This is a genomic window from Defluviimonas salinarum, from assembly GCF_026013545.1.
GTDB lineage: Bacteria > Pseudomonadota > Alphaproteobacteria > Rhodobacterales > Rhodobacteraceae > Albidovulum > Albidovulum salinarum.
The window spans coordinates 71,214-89,975 of sequence record NZ_JAPDOG010000009.1 but is presented as its reverse complement, the minus strand read 5'-3'; the positions used below and the strand labels follow the sequence as shown (position 1 = coordinate 89,975).

At 65.1% G+C, this 18,762-nt stretch carries 21 protein-coding genes and 1 pseudogene; 4 read left to right on the top strand and 18 right to left on the bottom strand.

The features are described from left to right. Window positions 1-53 precede the first annotated feature (53 nt). From OM960_RS11635 to OM960_RS11620, 4 genes are all read left to right on the top strand, one after another. Window positions 54-356, top strand: coding sequence for an FtsB family cell division protein (locus OM960_RS11635; protein WP_263336362.1), 303 nt, complete (start codon window positions 54-56; stop codon window positions 354-356). A gap of 390 nt (window positions 357-746) precedes the next feature. Further along, entirely contained in the window at window positions 747-1,736 is a 990-nt protein-coding gene (gene pdhA / locus OM960_RS11630) for a pyruvate dehydrogenase (acetyl-transferring) E1 component subunit alpha (protein WP_263336364.1), read from the top strand. Between the two features lie 13 nt (window positions 1,737-1,749). Beyond that, a complete protein-coding gene (locus OM960_RS11625; protein WP_263336366.1) occupies window positions 1,750-3,111 on the top strand; it encodes a pyruvate dehydrogenase complex E1 component subunit beta in 1,362 nt (453 codons plus the stop codon). Between the two features lie 12 nt (window positions 3,112-3,123). Next, window positions 3,124-4,419 carry a pyruvate dehydrogenase complex dihydrolipoamide acetyltransferase gene (locus OM960_RS11620; protein ID WP_264772056.1) on the top strand — a complete coding sequence of 432 codons (1,296 nt, stop codon included), beginning with the start codon at window positions 3,124-3,126 and terminating at the stop codon, window positions 4,417-4,419. Between the two features lie 50 nt (window positions 4,420-4,469). Here the strand turns inward: OM960_RS11620 and cysE are convergent, their stop codons facing one another. From cysE to OM960_RS11530, 18 genes and pseudogenes are all read right to left on the bottom strand, one after another. Next, window positions 4,470-5,279, bottom strand: coding sequence for a serine O-acetyltransferase (gene cysE / locus OM960_RS11615; RefSeq protein WP_264772055.1), 810 nt, complete (start codon window positions 5,277-5,279; stop codon window positions 4,470-4,472). Window positions 5,280-5,360: 81 nt separating this feature from the next. Next, window positions 5,361-5,654, bottom strand: a complete 294-nt coding sequence (locus OM960_RS11610; protein ID WP_263336372.1) for a DUF7742 family protein — start codon at window positions 5,652-5,654, stop codon at window positions 5,361-5,363. A gap of 3 nt (window positions 5,655-5,657) precedes the next feature. Then, entirely contained in the window at window positions 5,658-6,368 is a 711-nt protein-coding gene (locus tag OM960_RS11605) for a DUF2793 domain-containing protein (protein ID WP_264772054.1), read from the bottom strand. After that, complete coding sequence (locus OM960_RS11600) at window positions 6,361-10,275, bottom strand: baseplate multidomain protein megatron (protein WP_264772053.1); 3,915 nt, start codon at window positions 10,273-10,275, stop codon at window positions 6,361-6,363. The genes OM960_RS11605 and OM960_RS11600 overlap by 8 nt, the downstream gene beginning before the upstream one ends. 12 nt (window positions 10,276-10,287) lie before the next feature. Then, window positions 10,288-10,728, bottom strand: coding sequence for a C40 family peptidase (locus OM960_RS11595; protein WP_264772052.1), 441 nt, complete (start codon window positions 10,726-10,728; stop codon window positions 10,288-10,290). Beyond that, the gene (locus OM960_RS11590) at window positions 10,725-11,615 is read right to left on the bottom strand and encodes a DUF2163 domain-containing protein (protein WP_264772051.1); all 891 of its coding nucleotides are present in this window, start codon (window positions 11,613-11,615) and stop codon (window positions 10,725-10,727) included. Before OM960_RS11590 ends, OM960_RS11595 begins: the two co-directional genes overlap by 4 nt. Further along, window positions 11,612-12,244: a DUF2460 domain-containing protein gene (locus OM960_RS11585; RefSeq protein WP_264772050.1), complete on the bottom strand. Its 633-nt coding sequence runs from the start codon at window positions 12,242-12,244 to the stop codon at window positions 11,612-11,614. The genes OM960_RS11590 and OM960_RS11585 overlap by 4 nt, the downstream gene beginning before the upstream one ends. Window positions 12,245-12,254: 10 nt before the next feature. Beyond that, window positions 12,255-12,926 (bottom strand): phage tail tape measure protein, encoded by a 672-nt coding sequence (locus OM960_RS11580; protein WP_263336384.1) that lies wholly within the window; start codon window positions 12,924-12,926, stop codon window positions 12,255-12,257. A 1-nt stretch (window position 12,927) separates the two neighbouring features. After that, on the bottom strand, window positions 12,928-13,122 hold the full coding sequence (locus OM960_RS11575; protein ID WP_263336386.1) for a rcc01693 family protein: 195 nt from the start codon (window positions 13,120-13,122) through the stop codon (window positions 12,928-12,930). After that, window positions 13,119-13,439, bottom strand: a complete 321-nt coding sequence (locus tag OM960_RS11570; RefSeq protein WP_264772049.1) for a gene transfer agent family protein — start codon at window positions 13,437-13,439, stop codon at window positions 13,119-13,121. The genes OM960_RS11575 and OM960_RS11570 overlap by 4 nt, the downstream gene beginning before the upstream one ends. Beyond that, window positions 13,439-13,852, bottom strand: a complete 414-nt coding sequence (locus OM960_RS11565; RefSeq protein WP_263336389.1) for a phage major tail protein, TP901-1 family — start codon at window positions 13,850-13,852, stop codon at window positions 13,439-13,441. Before OM960_RS11565 ends, OM960_RS11570 begins: the two co-directional genes overlap by 1 nt. A 116-nt stretch (window positions 13,853-13,968) precedes the next feature. Then, a pseudogene (locus OM960_RS11560) lies at window positions 13,969-14,375 on the bottom strand (DUF3168 domain-containing protein). Continuing rightward, the gene (locus OM960_RS11555) at window positions 14,372-14,710 is read right to left on the bottom strand and encodes a head-tail adaptor protein (protein WP_264772048.1); all 339 of its coding nucleotides are present in this window, start codon (window positions 14,708-14,710) and stop codon (window positions 14,372-14,374) included. The pseudogene OM960_RS11560 and the gene OM960_RS11555 overlap by 4 nt, the downstream one beginning before the upstream one ends. Continuing rightward, the gene (locus OM960_RS11550) at window positions 14,707-15,303 is read right to left on the bottom strand and encodes a head-tail connector protein (RefSeq protein WP_264772047.1); all 597 of its coding nucleotides are present in this window, start codon (window positions 15,301-15,303) and stop codon (window positions 14,707-14,709) included. Before OM960_RS11550 ends, OM960_RS11555 begins: the two co-directional genes overlap by 4 nt. A 153-nt stretch (window positions 15,304-15,456) precedes the next feature. Next, window positions 15,457-16,653 (bottom strand): phage major capsid protein, encoded by a 1,197-nt coding sequence (locus tag OM960_RS11545; RefSeq protein WP_264772046.1) that lies wholly within the window; start codon window positions 16,651-16,653, stop codon window positions 15,457-15,459. Window positions 16,654-16,690: 37 nt separating this feature from the next. After that, window positions 16,691-17,248, bottom strand: a complete 558-nt coding sequence (locus tag OM960_RS11540; protein ID WP_264772045.1) for an HK97 family phage prohead protease — start codon at window positions 17,246-17,248, stop codon at window positions 16,691-16,693. Window positions 17,249-17,258: 10 nt separating this feature from the next. Beyond that, window positions 17,259-17,489, bottom strand: coding sequence for a GTA head formation protein, RCAP_rcc01685 family (locus OM960_RS11535; protein ID WP_411709801.1), 231 nt, complete (start codon window positions 17,487-17,489; stop codon window positions 17,259-17,261). After that, entirely contained in the window at window positions 17,486-18,709 is a 1,224-nt protein-coding gene (locus tag OM960_RS11530; protein WP_264772044.1) for a phage portal protein, read from the bottom strand. Before OM960_RS11530 ends, OM960_RS11535 begins: the two co-directional genes overlap by 4 nt. Window positions 18,710-18,762: the final 53 nt, after the last annotated feature.

The window sequence follows — 18,762 nt, the reverse complement described above, 5'->3', positions numbered from 1 at the left end:
TTGTGCCATGATTCTCGCAGCCGTCCGACGAAGGCGGCGCGAAGAGGCAGATCATGAGTGTATCGCGGAGCCGTCCCGCCCTTGGCGTCGTCGTCTATTTCGCCCTCGCATCGGGACTTGGCTTCTATTTCACCTTCGCCGCCGTCCAGGGTGACTACGGGGTGTTCCGCCGGGTCCAGGCGACGGCCGAGAAGGCGGCGCTGACGGCCGAGCGCGACCGGCTGAAGATCGAGGTGGCGCGGATGGAGAATCTGACCCGCCGCCTTTCGGACGACTACCTCGACCTCGACCTGCTGGACGAGCGCGCCCGCGACGTGCTCGGCCTGATCCGCGCCGACGAGATCGTCATCCACTGACGCTTCGGCGCAGCCGCTCCACGCGTCAGGTCCGAAGACATGAGTGCGATCATGCGGCGAAGGGTCGGCGGGAGTCCTTTGCCGTGCCGTAGACATCGGCAAATTCCGCCCGCCCATCCCGTCAGGCCCCTGCCCGAATACGAAGTCGGGAAACGCTTGCCTGCGGTGGCGGCGGGATCGCCGTTGACCATGTTGTGCCGCACGAGATTCAGGATATCTTTCAGCGAGTGACAGCACAGGCGTTCTGCCTCGGAGTCGCGGCACGGGCCTTGCTCCTGGCCAGATCCGGCAATGAATGGCGCGCACAAATATTGCTCGCGATTCTTCGCAAACTGCGCTATAGGGTAGTTTAACGTTGAACTACTTTCTCGCCATTGGGAGGTTCTCGGCATGGCCGCAAGAAAAAGCGCCGCAACATCAAACACATCCAAAGAAGATCTGCTGAAGTATTACCGCGAGATGCTTCTGATCCGGCGATTCGAAGAGAAGGCCGGCCAGCTCTATGGCATGGGTTTGATCGGTGGTTTCTGCCACCTTTACATCGGCCAGGAGGCGGTGGTCGTCGGGCTCGAGGCGGCTGCCGAGGAAGGTGACAAGCGGATAACCTCCTATCGCGACCACGGCCACATGCTGGCCTGCGGCATGGACCCCAAGGGCGTGATGGCCGAACTCACAGGCCGCGAGGGCGGGCTGTCCAAGGGCAAGGGCGGCTCGATGCACATGTTCTCCAAGGAGAAGCATTTCTACGGCGGTCACGGCATCGTCGGCGCCCAGGTGCCGCTCGGCGCCGGTCTCGCCTTCGCGGACAAGTACAAGGAAAACGGCCGCGTCACCTTCACCTACTTCGGCGACGGCGCGGCGAACCAGGGCCAGGTCTACGAGACCTTCAACATGGCCGCGCTGTGGCAACTGCCGGTGATCTTCGTGATCGAGAACAACCAGTATGCGATGGGCACGTCGCAGAAGCGCTCCACGTCGACGCCGGACCTGCATACGCGCGGCCTCGCCTTCGGCATCTCGGGCGAGACCGTTGACGGGATGGATGTGCTGGCCGTGAAGGCCGCGGGCGAAAAGGCGGTGGCGCATTGCCGCGCCGGCAAGGGCCCGTACATCCTCGAAGTCATGACCTACCGCTACCGCGGCCACTCAATGTCGGATCCGGCCAAGTACCGGACCCGCGAGGAGGTGCAGAAGATGCGCGAGGAGCGTGACGCGATCGAGAACGTGCGCGAGCTTCTGCTGCAGGGCAAGCATGCGAGCGAAGACGATCTGAAGGCCATCGACAAGGAGATCAAGGCGATCGTCAACGAGGCGGCCGAATTCTCCAAGGTGAGCCCCGAGCCCGCGCTCGAGGAGCTCTGGACCGATATCTACGCGTAAGGGGGACACGCATATGGCTACCGAAATTCTGATGCCGGCGCTTTCCCCGACGATGGAGGAAGGCAAACTCGCCAAGTGGCTGGTGAAGGAGGGCGACACGGTGTCGTCCGGTCAGATCCTCGCCGAGATCGAGACCGACAAGGCGACAATGGAGTTCGAGGCCGTCGACGAGGGTATCGTCGGCAGGATCCTTGTTGCCGAGGGGACCGAGGGCGTGAAGGTCAACACGCCGATCGCGGTTCTCGTCGAGGAAGGCGAGAGCGCCGATGCCGCGCCTTCCGCCGCAGCCGCTGCGCCGGCCGCCGAAGCCCCTGCCCCGGCGCCGGCCGTTGCAACCGCGGCTCCCGCGGCGCCCGTGGTCGACGCGTCTCCCGACTGGCCGGAAGGCACGGCGATGAAGACGATGACGGTGCGCGAGGCATTGCGCGAGGCGATGGAAGAAGAGATGACGCGCGATGCCGACGTCTATCTCATGGGCGAGGAGGTCGGCGAGTATCAGGGCGCGTATAAGATCAGCCAGGGCCTGCTCGACCGGTTCGGATCAAAGCGCGTGATCGACACGCCGATCACCGAGCATGGCTTCGCCGGCATCGCCGTGGGTTCTGCCTTCGGCGGGCTTCGTCCGATCGTCGAGTTCATGACCTTCAACTTCGCCATGCAGGCGATCGACCACATCATCAACTCGGCGGCGAAGACCCTCTACATGTCGGGCGGCCAGATGGGTTGCCCGATCGTCTTCCGCGGTCCGAACGGTGCCGCCGCCCGCGTGGCCGCGCAGCACAGTCAGGATTACGCGGCATGGTATGCGCAAATTCCGGGTCTCAAGGTCGTGCAACCCTACTCGGCGGCTGACGCCAAGGGTCTGCTCAAGACCGCAATCCGGGATGCGAACCCCGTGATCTTCCTCGAGAACGAGATCCTTTATGGCCGCTCGTTCGAAGTGCCTGATCTCGAAGACTTCACGATTCCCTTCGGCAAGGCGAAGGTCTGGCGCGAGGGGACGGACGTGACGCTTGTGTCGTTCGGGATTGGCATGAGCCACACGCTCGAAGCCGCCGACAAGCTCGCGGCGGAGGGGATCAGCGCCGAAGTCATCGACCTCAGAACGCTCCGGCCCATCGACACGGCAACCGTGATCAAATCGGTAATGAAGACCAACCGGTGCGTGACGGTCGAGGAAGGCTGGCCGGTCTGTTCGATCGGCAACCACATCTCGGCGGTCCTGATGCAAGAGGCCTTCGACTACCTCGACGCGCCCGTCATCAACTGCACCGGCAAGGACGTGCCGATGCCGTATGCGGCCAACCTCGAAAAGCTGGCGCTCGTGACCTCGGATGAGGTTGTGGCGGCGGTGAAGCAAGTCACCTATCGGTAAGGAGGCAAACACATGGCAACCGAAATCCTGATGCCGGCGCTGTCTCCGACGATGGAGGAGGGCACGCTCGCCAAATGGCTCGTGAAGGAGGGCGACACCGTGTCGTCCGGCGATATCCTGGCCGAGATCGAAACCGACAAGGCCACGATGGAGTTCGAAGCGGTCGACGAAGGCATCGTCGGCAGGCTCTTGGTCGCGGAAGGCACGTCGGGCGTGAAAGTGAACACGCCCATTGCGGTCCTGGTCGAGGAAGGCGAGAGCGCCGATGCGGCTCCTGCCGCCAAGGCGGCGCCGGCGGCTGCGCCGGCCGCTGCTCCGGCAGCGCCTGCGACGCCAACTGCGGCGGCTCCGGCCGCGGCGGTGTCGGGCGGCGCACGCGTCCTTGCTTCGCCGCTCGCGCGGCGTCTGGCAAAAGAGAAGGGCATCGACCTCTCGGCGCTGACCGGCTCTGGCCCGCACGGGCGCGTTGTGAAGGCTGATGTCGAGGCCGCTTCGTCCTCGCCGGCCACCAAGACGCCGACCGCAGCGGTGCAAACCCCAGCGACAGCCGCATCCGCACCGGCGGCAATGCCCGCAGGGCCGTCGGCGGCGAGCGTTGCGAAGCTGTACGAGGGCCGCGATTACGAGGAGATGCCGCTCGACGGGATGCGGAAGACCATCGCTGCCCGGCTTACCGAAGCCAAGCAGACGATCCCGCACTTCTATCTTCGCCGCGACGTGCAACTCGATGCGCTGATGAAGTTTCGCGGTCAGCTCAACGCGCAGCTCGAAAGCAGGGGCGTCAAGCTTTCCGTCAACGACTTCATCATCAAGGCGTGCGCCAACGCGTTGCAGGCGGTGCCCGATGCCAACGCGGTTTGGGCCGGTGACCGGATCCTGAAACTCAAGCCTTCGGACGTTGCTGTCGCCGTCGCGATCGACGGCGGGCTGTTCACTCCGGTGCTAAAGGATGCGCACCAAAAGTCGCTTTCCGCGCTGTCGTCCGAGATGAAAGACCTCGCCGGCAGAGCCCGCTCTCGCAAGCTCGCACCGCATGAATACCAGGGCGGCAGCTTCGCGATCTCCAACCTCGGCATGTTCGGTATCGACAACTTCGACGCGGTCATTAATCCACCGCACGGCGCAATCCTTGCCGTGGGGGCCGGCGTCAAGAAGCCGGTTGTGAAAGCCGACGGCGAAATTGGCGTGGCCACTGTGATGTCGATGACGCTTTCGGTCGATCACCGGGTAATCGACGGCGCACTCGGCGCTGAGCTTCTCAAGGCTATTATCGAGAACCTCGAAAATCCGATGGCGATGCTTGCTTGAAAAAGAGGCCGGGGCCCTGCGCCCCGGCCTTTGCCGTCGTCCGGATGCCTTCAGACGCCGTCGTCGATGACCTGATCCATCGTCAGAGCAGGCTGGGCGCAGCCGGCCTCGCCGATCACCTTTGCGGGGACACCGGCAACCGTGGTGTTTCTCGGGACTTCGTGTAGAACCACCGATCCGGCCGCAATGCGCGAGCAGTCGCCGATACGGATATTGCCAAGGATCTTGGCGCCCGCACCTATCAGGACGCCATTGCCGATCTTCGGATGCCGGTCGCCGTCCTCCTTTCCGGTTCCGCCAAGTGTGACCGAATGCAGCATCGACACATTGTCGCCTACAACCGCCGTCTCACCAATGACGATCGAGTGAGCGTGATCGATCATGATCCCCTTACCGATAAGGGCATTCGGGTGAATATCGACGCCAAAGACCTCGCTCACGCGCATCTGGACGAAATACGCAACATCGCGCCGACCGTTCGTCCAGAGCCAATGACCTATCCGGTAGGCTTGGACGGCCTGAAAACCCTTGAAAAAAAGCATCGGTTGCATGAAGCGATGGCATGCCGGGTCACGGTCATAGACCGCGACAATATCGGCCCGCGCCGATTGGCCGATTTCCGGATCGTCAGCATAAGCTTCGTCGGCAATCTCGCGCAGTATCTGCTCGCTCATCTCGCCCGAGGCGAGCTTGAGCGAGAACCTGTACGCGAGCGCCCGCTCCAGGGTGGCGTGGTGCAGAAGACCTGAATGAATGAATCCGCCGAGGAGCGGTTCGTCGCGGACTGCCGCTCGCGCCTCCTCGCAGATATGCGACCAGACCGGATCAACCTGCGCAACTTTCGGTTTTGTTTCGGCCATGACAGCTTCCTCCGATTTCCAGTCAACATATAGCAGATAGGATCGGTGCGTGAAACTGGAAGAGGCAGCGCCAGGCGTGGATCACACTTCGCGACGACGCCAGTCGAGTAGCACATCGAACACGGACGCCATCGCTTCCAGATATCGAAGTTCGGAAAGGAACGGTTCAGGTGCGAGTCGCGCATTGGGCGGCGTCGCGGCCGAGAGGCTGCCGTTTCCCCAGAGCGGATGGTTGCGTCCATGGCGCTTGCGGAACAGATCCGCCGCATGGGCGCACTCGAGGAATCGCCATACCGCCCCGGGCCATTCTTCTCTGGGTAAGTGCAATACCGCACGCGCGGCCGCGGCCACGTCGCCATGGGTCAAAGTGCGCACGGGTCACAAGTTCGGAACGGCGATTTCCATGTAGTGGACCGCGATGCGGACCTTTCCGCCGGAGAACGTGCCTCCCGCCGCATCGAGTTGCATTACCTCGGGCGCGTAGAACGCTGTTGGCTGCCCCAGAACCCCCCGCGCCCAAGAACCCACACTGAGGCTCAGCCCCGACCCGTAGCGCCCGGCTGCTCCGGGATTGCCGAGAGACCAACTCGTGAGAGATCCCGTGACCGCTGCAATCACCTGCGCCGTCGCACCGACTACCACGGAATTGGGCGGGATTATCGCCGACGTCGTCGAGACCGAACCGGCCGTAATCACGTGGTCTGTCTCCGCCACGGCGAAGCTCAAGCCGGCATTTGAGGGCGACAGCGTCATCATCCCGGCGCGCCACCCAGAGCCGTCATGTAGCGCCTGCGCACCCTCGTCAAGGATCACCGTCCGCCAGCCCCGTCGAGGTTCGGCGAACTCCCACCCACCGTTCGTACCAATCGCCACATTTCCGTCCTGACCCGACCACTCGTTCACTGCACCGACAGGCACACCGTAGCACGCGCCATCGACAACGATCGCGGGCGGGATCGTTACGCTGCGCGAGACCAGGGTCAACGAGACGAGGCCGTCGAGCCGGGTAAGCGCCTCATTCATCGTCACGTGCTTCTGAGCCTGTGCGGGCTGAAGAAGCGGCAAACCAAGCTGGTTCGTGTTAAACATCGACGCTGATCCTCGTGAAGGGGCCCGCTCCGAACTGGTCGGACAACTGGGCGACATGGATTTCGAACGGAGCGTTGACCCCGTCGAGGGCTTGTAGACCGGCCGGGTAGGTCCAGCTGGGCTGGGCAAGTGTCACGGTGCGCCGGGTGGCTGCACCCTGCACGATGCGAAGCTCGTAGATCTCCAGCGCCTCGCCCAACGGCACATCGAAACCAGACCAGCTGTCCCCGTCGATACGCGTCCGACGGATCCAACCGATGTCCAGATCGCTCAGAGAGTTCCGTTGTGCTCTAAGATGAACAGGGGACAGCGGGCGAAGCCCGATTCCGGTGAAAGCTTCAACCCGGTGGACATAGGACGGATCGCCATAGCCGCGCTTCGCTGGGCCGATCCGGTAGTGCCGGGCCAGATCACGCTCCGCCACGGAGAGCTTGATCTGCTGCGGAACCCCGTTCATCAGAACGACATAGCTTCCCGGCGGCCACGCGTCGGGCGCTATCGCATCGCTACCCGCCTGCCCACGAAGACGCATCGACAGGTCGTAGGTGTCCTTTGCGATCAGCGCGGCCTCCGCGAACTGGAAGAGCTCCCAGTTCGCAGAGGCTCCGTCTCCGATCGCCATCACGTTCGCCCCATTGAGAATCTGGCTCGGACTGACGGAGTTGAGCGTTCCGCCGCTCACCTTCACCCTCAACGGCACCCCCCGGTCCCACTGCCCGGGCTGTGCCCGATACAGGACGTTTTCGGTCTGACCGATCACCGACGCAGCCTTGATGAGAAGATTGAGCTGGTACCCAGAATCGCTGTCTGACGCGTAGAGCGCCGCCTCCGGCCAGGGCGAGGCTGTGACCGCGACATGGGGCCGATGCGGCGCTTCCTGAACGCTCATCAGTGGCAGGTCCATGAACAGAGCAAAGACAGGCACGGGCGCGGCAAAGGCGCGCGGCGTCACGCGTTCCTCCGCTTCGTCTGACGGCTGATAGACGGCCGGCTCCACCCGGACGGCCTCGACCTCAATTTTCCCCGCCTGTTCGACCCTGTCGATCCGGTACAGCCCGCCACCGTCCAGCGAGATGACGTCACCCGCGCCGAGATGGCCGAGAGATGGTGGAAGCGCGAGCCGCGCGCCATCACGCGCGACCCGAGCCTCGCTCATCCAGCGCTCGACGATCCCCTGCCCCTCCGACCGCGTCAGAGCAAGCGCGACGTCCGACTGCGTCGTCGTGCGCGCCTCCTCGTCAGGAAAGATCGCCTCGACGGCTCGTGCCTCGTAGTCGCCGTCCGCCTCGACATAGTTCAGCCGAACCCGGCCCGCGATTTCGACCTCTGTGGCGCGAGATGTCTCGACCCACCCGTTGGTGTCGCCGCCGACGGCCAGCTGGTCGGCGCCGATCACAGCGTCCGCCAAGCCATCGCGCATGCGGAACGTGAGAACTCCGCCCCGTTCAAGCGCGTCGAACCCATAGCTGAGCATCAAAGGTTGCAGCGCCGCCCGGCCGCTTCCAACATCCGCCACTTGGTAGCCTCGGACCAGACCGTAGAGCCCGGAGACGTCGACGGACGCAAGCCCCGATCGCGCGCAGATCTCCCCGACGACGCTGGAGAGCGGCTGGGCCGAGGCGCGTCCCGTGATCCAGTGACCGCGCGCATAATTGTCCCCGTCAGACCAGATGTTCTCAAGCGCCGGAAACTGCGGAAACGGACGCGCATCCCAAGCCCACGCGTGAGCCCGCCTCATGTCGATCATAGGCTCCAGATATTCCTCGGAAATCGGGTTGTTCGCCGGATCGTTCCAATAGTCGATCATCGCGCGCAGGTATTGCATCTGCATCAAGTCGTCGCGGCGCTCGTTCGAATAGGCAGGCAGGACCGATTCCGAGGACTTCGGATCGAGGAACTTGTTGGGCTCGTTGGCGCCCTTCTCAATGGCCGCGCAGCCAAATTCGGTAAACCAGATCGGTTTCGACTGCGGCACCCACGGGCTCGGCGTGAGTGATTTTGCCCCCCCGATCCGGTTGTGATGCGGGTTCTCCCACCACCTGCGAATATCCTTGTAGCGCCATATCCAGTGATCACCATAGGCGCCGTCGGTAATCGGCGTGCGGATCTGCGCGTCGCGATGGGCCTTGCTGGCATAGTACCAATCGTAGCCCTCCCCCCCGGCGATGTTGGCCTTCAGGTAGTCGAGGTTGTAGATCGACCCCCAATGCGCATCGGCGTGATCATGGCCGTCGCGCCAGTCAGCCAACGGCATGTAATTGTCGATCCCGACGAAATCGATGTTCGCATCAGCCCACAGGGGATCGAGGTGGTAGAAGAGATCGCCGGTTCCGTCCTGATAACCGAAGTATTCGGACCAGTCTGCGGCATATCCGATCATCACGGATGGCCCGAGGATCGAGCGGACGTCGGCAGCAAGCGCCCTGAGGGCGGTGACCGCCGGAAAGCTGTCCCCCGCGCCGCGGATCTGCGTGAGGCCGCGCATCTCCGACCCGATACAAAACGCCGTCACTCCACCTGCCGCCGCGCAAAGATGCGCGTAGTGTAGGATGAAACGCCGGTAGGACCACTCTTCCGGGCCGGTGTAGGTGACGGTCGTACCGACCACCGAAAAATCTTCGATCTGCGTCGTTCCGAAGAACTCCGAAACCTCGGCGGCGGCAGCCGCAGTCCGGTCCGGGCTCCCGGCCCGCCCCGGAGCGATCGACAGCGTAATCCGCCCGCGCCAGGGAAGTACGGGCTGACCCGACGCTCCGCTCCAGGGATCCGGCAGGCTGTTTCCGGCCATCTGCTCCATCAAGATGAACGGGTAGAAGACAACCGCCTTGCCCTGCTCCCGCAGCGCCGCGACGGCCTCCACGACCGAAACATCGGCCGGAGTGCCGCCATAGACCGGCCGATCATTGCCTCGGATCACCTCCTCGGCGCTCGACCGCGAGATGCCAGCCGCGCGCCACGGCATTCCGACCCCGTTAAAACGATTGTCCTCGACCTTCGGCTTCACGCGACACTGGCCGCAGCGCAGATCGCTCCCGAACCAAGACACGACCAGCGAAACCGAACCGCAGCCCGGCAGCTCTTCGCGCAGCATGTCGAGGGACACTGCCATGTCCGTCTTGCCTGTGGGTGTGTGGATGTTGGCCGAGACGTTCTTCCCGACCCCGGTCGCGTAGTGGACAGGGGTTGTCGCCAGCGCATACTCGCCGGTGCCAGGGATCATCGCAACGCCGCTGATACCCCGCGTAAGATCCGTCACCTTGTCGATTCCGGGCCCCTGTGCCGGACGCAGGACTTCGAAGCTGAACTGCGGCACTCGATTGCCGAACTGCCCCAGCTCGAGTTCCTCGAAGACCACATAGGCCGTCCCTCGGTACGCCGGAACCCGCCCGGCACCCTCGATCGCTTCTATCTTCGGATCGGGCAGCTGGTTCTCGCCACCGGCATAGACCCGCATGTTCACGTCATCTCGGGAGATCTCGACACCGTCGGCCCAGACCCGGCCCACGCGCGTGATCTTTCCTTCACAGAGCGCCACGGCAAGGCTCACCGTGTACGAGTACTCCGTAACCTCCGGCGCTGCGGGCCGAGGAGTGCCTTTGCCGCCTCCGCCGCCCGACGCTGCCGCGCGCTCGTGAAAGCGCGACGCCCAGATCACTTGGCCCGACACCCGCATCCGGCCCCAGAGCTGACCGATCGGAGCGCCCTCGCTTGCACCGGTAAGACGGAAACGGTCGACCCGGCCGGTTTCGACCGCCTGCGATCCCGTTCCCAGCAGGCGCTGGTCTATGAAGTTGCCAACCACCGCACCGACCGCACGCCCGATGACGGCGCCGGATAGCCCCAGTACCGACCCGCCAAATCCCGAACCGATCGCGGCCCCGGCGGCCGAAAGCAATATGGTCGCCATTCCGATCCTCCTTCAGGGAAATTCGAACCTCGCCACGACGCGGCGAAGCCAGGGTGCCGAAAGCGGGCTCTCGAACACGCCGTGCCCGGTGTAAGCGTGAATGAATGTCGCCGCGTCGCCGGCCTCGGCAATAATCCCGAGATGCTTTGCGACAGACCCGTCACGCATCCTGAAAAGCACGACCTCGCCTGGCGCCGGAGCGCTCGCCATGTCGCATTCGCGCAGGTGCCTTCGCGCGGCCGTCCAGAGACGTTCGGCCCCTTCGGGCTCCGACCAGTCCCATGTATAGGCTGGCACCGGCTCTGGCTCCGAGCCGAAGAGTTCGCGCCAGACCCCGCGCAAAAGTCCGAGACAATCGGCCCCGGCGCCACGGACCGAGGCCTGGTGCCGATAGGGTGTACCTACCCACTCGCGCGCGATCTCGACTGCCCGCATGCCCGTCTCGACCGTCATCTCCGGCTCCCGCCATCGTTGACGCTTACCTTGACCGGGTAGGACATAAGCCAGTCCTCGCCCGGAATGTCAGGAAAGCCTCTGAAATTCTTCAGATTTTCGAACTTGAGTCGACAACTGTCGGCCTGCCGGTCGCACCCAGCCTCGATCAGCACGGTGTTGCCAGGTTCGGGCACCATGCCGAGCGACTGCCAGAGTTCAACCTCGCGTGCACCATTGGCTTTCAGCCTGTCGTTCTTGACGATGCCGACCAGCCCTTTAGCGCGACCGTCCAGTACCTTGAAGCGCCCCTTTTCGAACCAGCGGTCCTCGAAGCCCGCGAAACTCGCGAAACGGAAGACGCGCGCATCCTCCGCCTCCTCGACGGGTCGCTGGCTGGAATAGCCAGCCCTGCCAAGGTCGAACTTGCACCGCTTGTCGCCGAGGATCGCCGAGCACCGGGCATGATAGACGAACCCCTGCGGCTGGTTCAGTTCCTCTGCCAAGCCGCGTAGCTCTGCCGTGAACGCGCCTCCCGAACGGACGATCTCTCCCAGAGTTCCGCGGAATTGCAACGCACGGACCGAAACGTCCACCCAGTTCACCAACCATCCCCGTACCTCCGCGCCGTCGTAGCGGCCGGCCAGGATGTCCTGTTCGGTTATGGCATCCGACCGCAGAGCCCCGAAGGCTTCAGTATTGTCGACTGACAAGCCGGTCGCTTGCTGGATCGCCTTCGCCGTCAGGCCCGAATCCGCGCGAAAATCAACTCCGTCGAAATGCAGGTCGCGATCGTGATCGGTGAATCCCAGAACCAGCCCATCCCGCCGCGTGACCGCGAAGGCCCGGCACAGTGTCGTGGCGCCAGACCTCAGATGCTCCCTAAGATCGTCAGGATACCCCCTCACAACCGCACCTCCACGACCGGCACAGTCGGAACGTCACCCGCCTGGAACGACGCGACCGAGACCTGAATGCGGTCGGTGTCGAACCTGACTGGCACGTCGAACTCGAACCCCGCAGTGATCCTCTCGTTGATCGATGGCGGGCTAGCGAAGGCGACGATCCCGGTCGCCGTGTCGACCGAAAAATGCACGCCCTCCGCCAGTTCGTCACCCTGGAGCCCGACCCGCACCGTTCCCGCCACCGGCTTCCGGATCACGCGCACCTGGCTCGCAGCACCCGACGCATAGGCCTTGACCAACTGGTACTCGGTCCGACTGCCGTCCCCGACGTCGATGAACTCGTCGGCCATGCCGACCGTCGCCGAAGCCGGGCAAGACTTGTAGTCGGCCCAGTCCTTCCAGCGGAACCCGTGCAGCTGACCCTGCCGCGCCTCGAAGAAGTCGATGAGCGCGCCGATATCGTCGAGACTGCGCAAGCCGACCCCGGCATCGTATCGCCGACGCGACTGTGACCAGGGCGTGTTGCGCTCCTCGAACCCGTTGCTCAACGACACCACCTCGGTGCGCCGTTCGGGGCCTCCGACCGAGCCAAAGCTCAGATTCGCCGGGAATCTCACTTCATGGAATGCCATCCGCCCCTCCTCAGCGATTGCGCTCGCCGCGCGACAATGCTCGCGCCATCTGCGCCGCGATCTGGCTCTGACTGCGGGCAAAGCCCTGCACGTCCGGCGTCGTCACGTTCATCACGATGTTGACCGGCCGACTGCCGCCCGAGGCCTGCACACCGAGCCGCCCATCGGCGCCACGCGTTAGCGGCATGATCGCCTCCGGCCCCGCCTCGCCCATCAGGCCGCGCCCGTTTCTCATCGGAAACATCGTCGGCGAAGAGACGACGCCCCCCTTGGCGAAAGGCATCACCCTGCCTTGCGCGAAACTCCCACCCTTCTCGAACGGTAAGAGCCCGCTCAGAATGCCGTTCATGCTCCCTGCGATGGCGCCACCGACCGCCTCTTGAACAGGCTTCATCGCGATGCTGTAGATACTGCTGGCCATCGTTCGTGCGACCTTGCCCAGCGCGTCCGATAGCTTCATCCCGTCGAAGATCAGCCCGTCGAAAGCCCGCCTGAGCCCGCCGCCGATACTGGTCGACAGGGTGCCGACCTCGCGCCCGGTGAAGACCATGCTCTCGCGCATCCGCCCGAGTTCCGCGTCGAAAGCCGCAGCCATCGTCTGCGCCCCGCCGAGGCTTGCCTCAAGCGCGGTCGCCTTCGCGGCCATACCGTCGATCCCGTCCAATCCGTCCGTCACCGCCATCTCAGCCTTCCTTATTCTTGTCCGGCCAGGCCCGCGCCAGTTCGTCCAGCCGCGCCCGATTCAGTGGTGCGACGGCCCCGGGATCGCCCAACATCAGGACCAGTTCCGCCGGCGTCAGCTTCCAGAACACGTCCGGCGCCAGCCCCAACCCCGACAGCCCCGCCCGCATCAACCCCGGCCAGTCGAGACCGCTCATCGCCCCTCCGGCACCGTGAACGCACGGGCGAGCAATTCGGCCGCCACCCGTGCGGCCTCGACCGGCCCGCCGCCGATCTCCACCTTCAAAAGGTCAGCCGCCGTGCCGGCCCAGCCGCCACCCCGAAGGCCCGCGACGACCAGCATCAGAACGTCGCGCGTCGAAAACCGCCCCGCCTCAAACCGCTCCACGAGCTCTATGAGCGTCCCGGTCTGCAACCCGGCTTCGAGCTCCGCCAGTGCGCCGAGCGTCAGCTTGGCGACACGAGCCTCGCCGTCGAGCCGGATCGCGACCTCCCCCGTCCAGGGATTTGCCATCAGATCGCCGTGAAGTTGAGGGCGCCAGCAGAGGCGAGCGACAGCTCGTAGGTTGCCTCGCCGTTATAGCTGCCCGCGTATTCGATCGACGTGATCTGGAACGGCCCCTCGACGACGCCGAAATCCGGGATGATCACCTGAAAACTCTCGATGCTGCCCGAGAAGAAGATCTGCCGCGCACGATCATCCGTGGCCGAGTCCACGAAGACGCCAGACCCCGACACGCTCGCGGACCGCACGCCGGCGCCGCCCAGAAGCTCGCGCCAGCCGCCCTGGCTTTCGAGGCTGGTCACGTCGACCGTCTCGGCATTGAAACTGATCCGCGTCGCCCTGAGCCCCGCGATCGTGAGGAATTGCCCGTCGCCCGTCAGGTCGAGCTTGATCAGAAGATCCTTGCCGTTCTGGGCCGCCATGTCCGTTCTCCGATTTGTGTAAGATTCGGGTCGTCAGGGAAGAACCGAGACCCGGAATTGTGTGAAACCCGCAAAGCCGTGCGCCGCTGTCCCGGTCGTGATCCGAAACGACCGGCTCAGTCCTCGACCCGCGCCCGGAACATCAGGTCGATCCGCCGCACGTCCGCTTTTTCGACCCTTCGCGCCCGAGCCGAAAGAAACCAAAGACCCACGAGTCGCCCCCGCGCCAGCACCGGCGTAGCACCGGTCAGCACATCCGACACCGCCGCCGCCACCGCCTTGGCATTCTGGAACCCCGCCTGATCGGTCACGATCGAGACGGTGAACTCGTGAAACGCGCCCCGCCCAACCTGGTCGGACGCGTCGGCACATCCTCTGGCCCGATCGAGACATAGGTTCCCGTCACCGTACCCGGCGGCACGGCATCGTAGATCGCCCCCGATACCAGCGCGTCCAGCGCCGGATCCGCGGTCAACGTCTGGTAGATCACCGCCTGCAACGCGGCGGCCGCTCCGTAGCTCATGCCACAACCTCCTCCTGCGCGAAGCAGGTCAGATACTTCCCGACAGGATCGGCTTCCGTGACGGCACTAATGCGGAAGGTGCGCGCGCCGTCCCGGAATCGCTGCTCCGGCTTCGGTCGCGACGGTGCCCCCTGCGGCGCCCCGCGCACGGTGATCCGGTAGGACACGCTCGACACGGTGAGGAACTCCCCGGCCCGCTCGCCGCCCGCCCCGGCATCGACCGCGGCCCAGAGCGCGCCCAGAGCGACCCAGTTCAACGACCAGCCGCCGGCACCGTCCGGAACCCGCTGCGCCTCTTCCAGGACCAGCTTCCGGTTCAACCGGGGGGCGCTCATGCCGCGCCCCCGCCGAGAACACGCACCGTCCGCCAGCGCTCGATCAGGGCCATCACCCCAAACGGCATCGCCTGCCGCTCGCCCGCTTCGTGCCGGTTCTCGTGAAACTGCGCAGCCAGCAGGAACACCGCCTGCGCGAGGTCGTCCGGCACATCCGACCAAGACGGCCCGAAGCCCGCCGTAAAGACGACCTCGACCGAGCCCCCCACTGGGATCCCCGGCAACAGCGCCCCTGCCGCCACGATCTTCGGCCGTTGCGCGTCCCGCTCCAGCCGGTAGCGCGCGGGGTCGATCACCTCCGCTTCGCCGCCGCGATCCTTCACGGTGACCAACACGATCGCGCTCACCGGCGTCACCGGGAAGGCCTGACACTCCGGCCAGCGCCATTGGTTGAGCTCCAGCACATGGTCCCGCGCGATCAGCGCCTTGCCGATGCGCCCCTCGATCGCCGCCAGCGCCGCCCGCAGGTAGCCCGCCACCAGCGCATCCTGCGCCCCGTCATCGGCGAACCCGGTGCCAAGCCTCAGATGTTCCTTGAATTCCGCCACCGGCAGCGCCGCCTGCGGCACCGGTGTCACTTCGCTCAGCATCATGGGATATCTCCGATAGTCGCGCCCGTCCCTCAGGAACGGACGCGGGCCAGCCCCGCATTGCTCGGACGGAGGGAGCAGCTAGACAACACGGATGGCTCAATCGGCCCGCGCCCGAACGGCCGGGACCCGAAGGCCCCGCCCGATCCGCCTCCCTTACGAGACGGCGAATTTCAGAAGCTTGATCGCGGCGAAGTCGCTCACGTCGCCACCCACACGCTTCGAGGCATAGAAGAGCACATGCGGCTTGGCCGAGAACGGATCGCGCAGAACCCGCATGTCGGGGCGCTCTGCGATCGTGTAGCCGTTGTGGAAGTCGCCGAAGGCGATGGCATATGCGTCGTTACCGATATCCGGCATGTCCTCGGCCACCAGCACCGGATAGCCCATCAGCCGCGCGGGCTCGCCGGCGGCAAGGCCGTCCGACCACAGGAACCGGCCGTCGGCATCCTTCATCTTGCGAACCGCGCCGGCGGTCTTCGAGTTCATCACGAAGCTCGCGTTCGCCCGGTATTCGGCGTTCAGCGCGTAGACGAGGTCGATGATCGCATCCGACGCGTTGGTCGAGGCGAAGTCACCCGCCGCCCCCGTCGGCACATAGCCGAGCGAGCCCCAAGCCCAGACGCCATTGGCGACAGCCCCATGCGCTAGGAAGCCCCTCGGCTTGTCGACGCCATTCCCGTTCACGAAGGCCTGCGCCTCGGCACGCGAGAACCGGTCGGCGATGCGCTCGGCCAGCCAGCCTTCGACATCGAAGGCGCTGTCGTCGAGCAGCCGCTGCGACGCCTTCGGCATCGCCGACAACTCGTGCAGCGGGATCGAGATGCGGTCGATCTGCGGCGTGCCGGTCTCGGCGGGCGAGCCCGTCTCCGTCGCCCAGCCCGAGCCGAGATCGGTGTGATCGACCAGCACGTCGAAAGAGGTCGCCTCGACACTCACCACATTGGCGATCGAGCGGAGCGACGAGGTCGATTTCAACACGCCCCGGATACGGTCCGAGGTCTGCGGATCGACGAGGAACCCGCCCTCGGCATTGACCTGGGTGTTGAGCGCCTTGCCCTCGAGCACCAGCCCCCGCAGCCCGTCGTCGTCGCCCGACCGCAGATAGGCGGTAAAGGCCTTCTTGTGCGGCGCCTCATGGTCGATGGCAGTCGAAAGGACCGGACGGCCCGGCATGTGAGATTTGCGATCCAGCATGGTCAGTCGCTCTTCCTGTTGTTGCAACCTTGATTTCACGTCATCCTGAAAGCCCTTGAACTCGCTCAGGAAACCCTGCAGCGCGGACTTCACCTCCCCGGCCGGAGCGTCGGACACGCCTTCCCCGGCCCGAGCCTTCGTCTCGGTCTTCTTCATACCCTTCACCTCAAGTCAGGGGTTGCGTCGGACGGGGCTAAAGCCCCGCCAGTGCCCGGCGCGCCTCCTCGAACAGCGCCGCCAGTTCCCGCAGATCGCCGTCGCCAAGCGCATCGCCCTTGGCCCCGACCCGCGCCTCCGGAAGCATCGGGAAGGTCACGAGCGACACTTCCCAAAGCTCCACCTCTCGAAGAAGCCGCTGCCCGTTCGCATCCTTCTCCGCCGTCACCGTTCGGTAGCCGATCGAGAGCCCGTCGATGGCGCCCGCCGCGACCAGGGCCGCCGCCTCGCGCCCCTTCTCGACTTCGGTCAGAATCCGGCCCTTGACCTTGAGCCCCCGCCCGTCCTCGGCGATCTCGTCCCAGACCCCGATCGGCTGGGCGGGATCGTGCTGCCAGAGCATCTTCACCGCGCGTCCCTGCGCCTTGAGCCGCTCCAGCGACTTTCCATAGGCCCCCGGCATCACGACATCGCCACCCTGATCGGTGATGCCAAAGAACGAGGCATAGCCCTCGATCCGGCATCCATCCCTGATGGCGACATCCTCGCCCAGCCGGCAAAACTTCATCTCCATCCCGTAAATACCTGTGGTCATTCAAGATTTCCTATTTCGGCCCGAACTCGATCAGCGACTGCGCCGCCTGCGCCAGAAACACGCCCACGACCCCGAAGACCGTCATCCAGAGCCGCCTCTCCACCCCCCCGATCATCGCCTCGATCCGCTCCAGCCGCTTCTCGACCGTCTCGAACTGCAGCGCCATGATCCTCTCGGTCGCCTCGAAACGATGCTCGTAGGGCTCCTTGAGATAGCGTGACCCCGGCCCCGTCATACTCATTCCTCATCCGCAAGCCGCGGCAGCCCGAGGATCGACCGCTTCTCGGCGTCGGTCAGGAACGTGGCCTCGCCCACCCGTTTCCATTGCTGGTCCCGCTCGGCCGCGAGTGCCGGCACCTGGTCGAGATCGGGGCGCAACTCTACCTGCTCGCCGAGATGGGTGGACAGCCAGTAGGACACCGCCGCAGTAACTCGCGTGGCCAGGGGCAGCACGGTCAGCCGGTAGAAGGCCCGGTTCGCCTCCTGGTAATTGGCATAGGTGGCATCCCCGGGAATCCCCAAAAGCATCGGCGGCACCCCGAAGGCGACCGCGATCTCCCGCGCCGCCGCCTCCTTGGTCTTCTGGAACTCCATGTCCGAGGGCGAGAACCCCATCGGCTTCCAGTCGAGCCCCCCCTCCAGCAGCATCGGCCGCCCGGCATTGCGCGCGCCCTGATGATGCATCTCCATCTCGTGGATCAGCCGGTCATACTGCTCGCCCGACAATTGCGCCTGCCCGTCCGCGCCCTTGTAGACGATGGCCCCCGACGGCCGCACCGCATTGTCGAGAAGCGCCTTCGACCAGCTCGATGCCGAATTGTGCACATCGACCGCGACGGCCGCCGCCTGCAGCGGAGAAAGCCCGTAGTGGTCGTCCTGTGGATGGAAGGACTTGATATGACAGATGGGATCGACGGGACCGGTCATGTCGAACCGGTGCTTCCGCCCGCCGACGGTATAGTCATAGGCCACCGGCCAGCCATCCACTCCCGGCACCAGCGACATCCGGTCCGAGCGCAGCACATGCAGCTCCACCGGCAGCCCCCCGGCCCCGACCGCCTCGACATAGCCGTTCCCGCTCAGAAGCAGCTGCCCGTAAAGGGCCTCGAACAGCTCTGCCCGCCCCTGCCCCGGATTGGGGCGACGCATCAGCTCGGTCACGGGATGCACATCGTAGCGCCGCTCCCCGTCCTGGCAGACCAGAGGCAGCGCCGCTGCCGCCTCGGAAATGAGCTTCACCGCCCGGAACCCGACCGGATTGCCGGAAAACCCGGTCTTCGTGAGGCTCACCGTATCGCGCGGGCTCCATGCCACCCGGCCCGACGAGCCCCAGGCCACAACGCGCCCGGTGGCCGAGGCCTTCTGCTCCGGGACCGCCCCCGCGGCGCGCCGGAAGATGTTCCATGCATCTCCTGTTTCAGCCCGGGCCGACCGGCGGCGCCCCGAAGGAACCACCCGCATTTCACCTTGCCCAAATATCCTCGGGGGGAGCGCGGAACGCGCGCGGGGGGCAG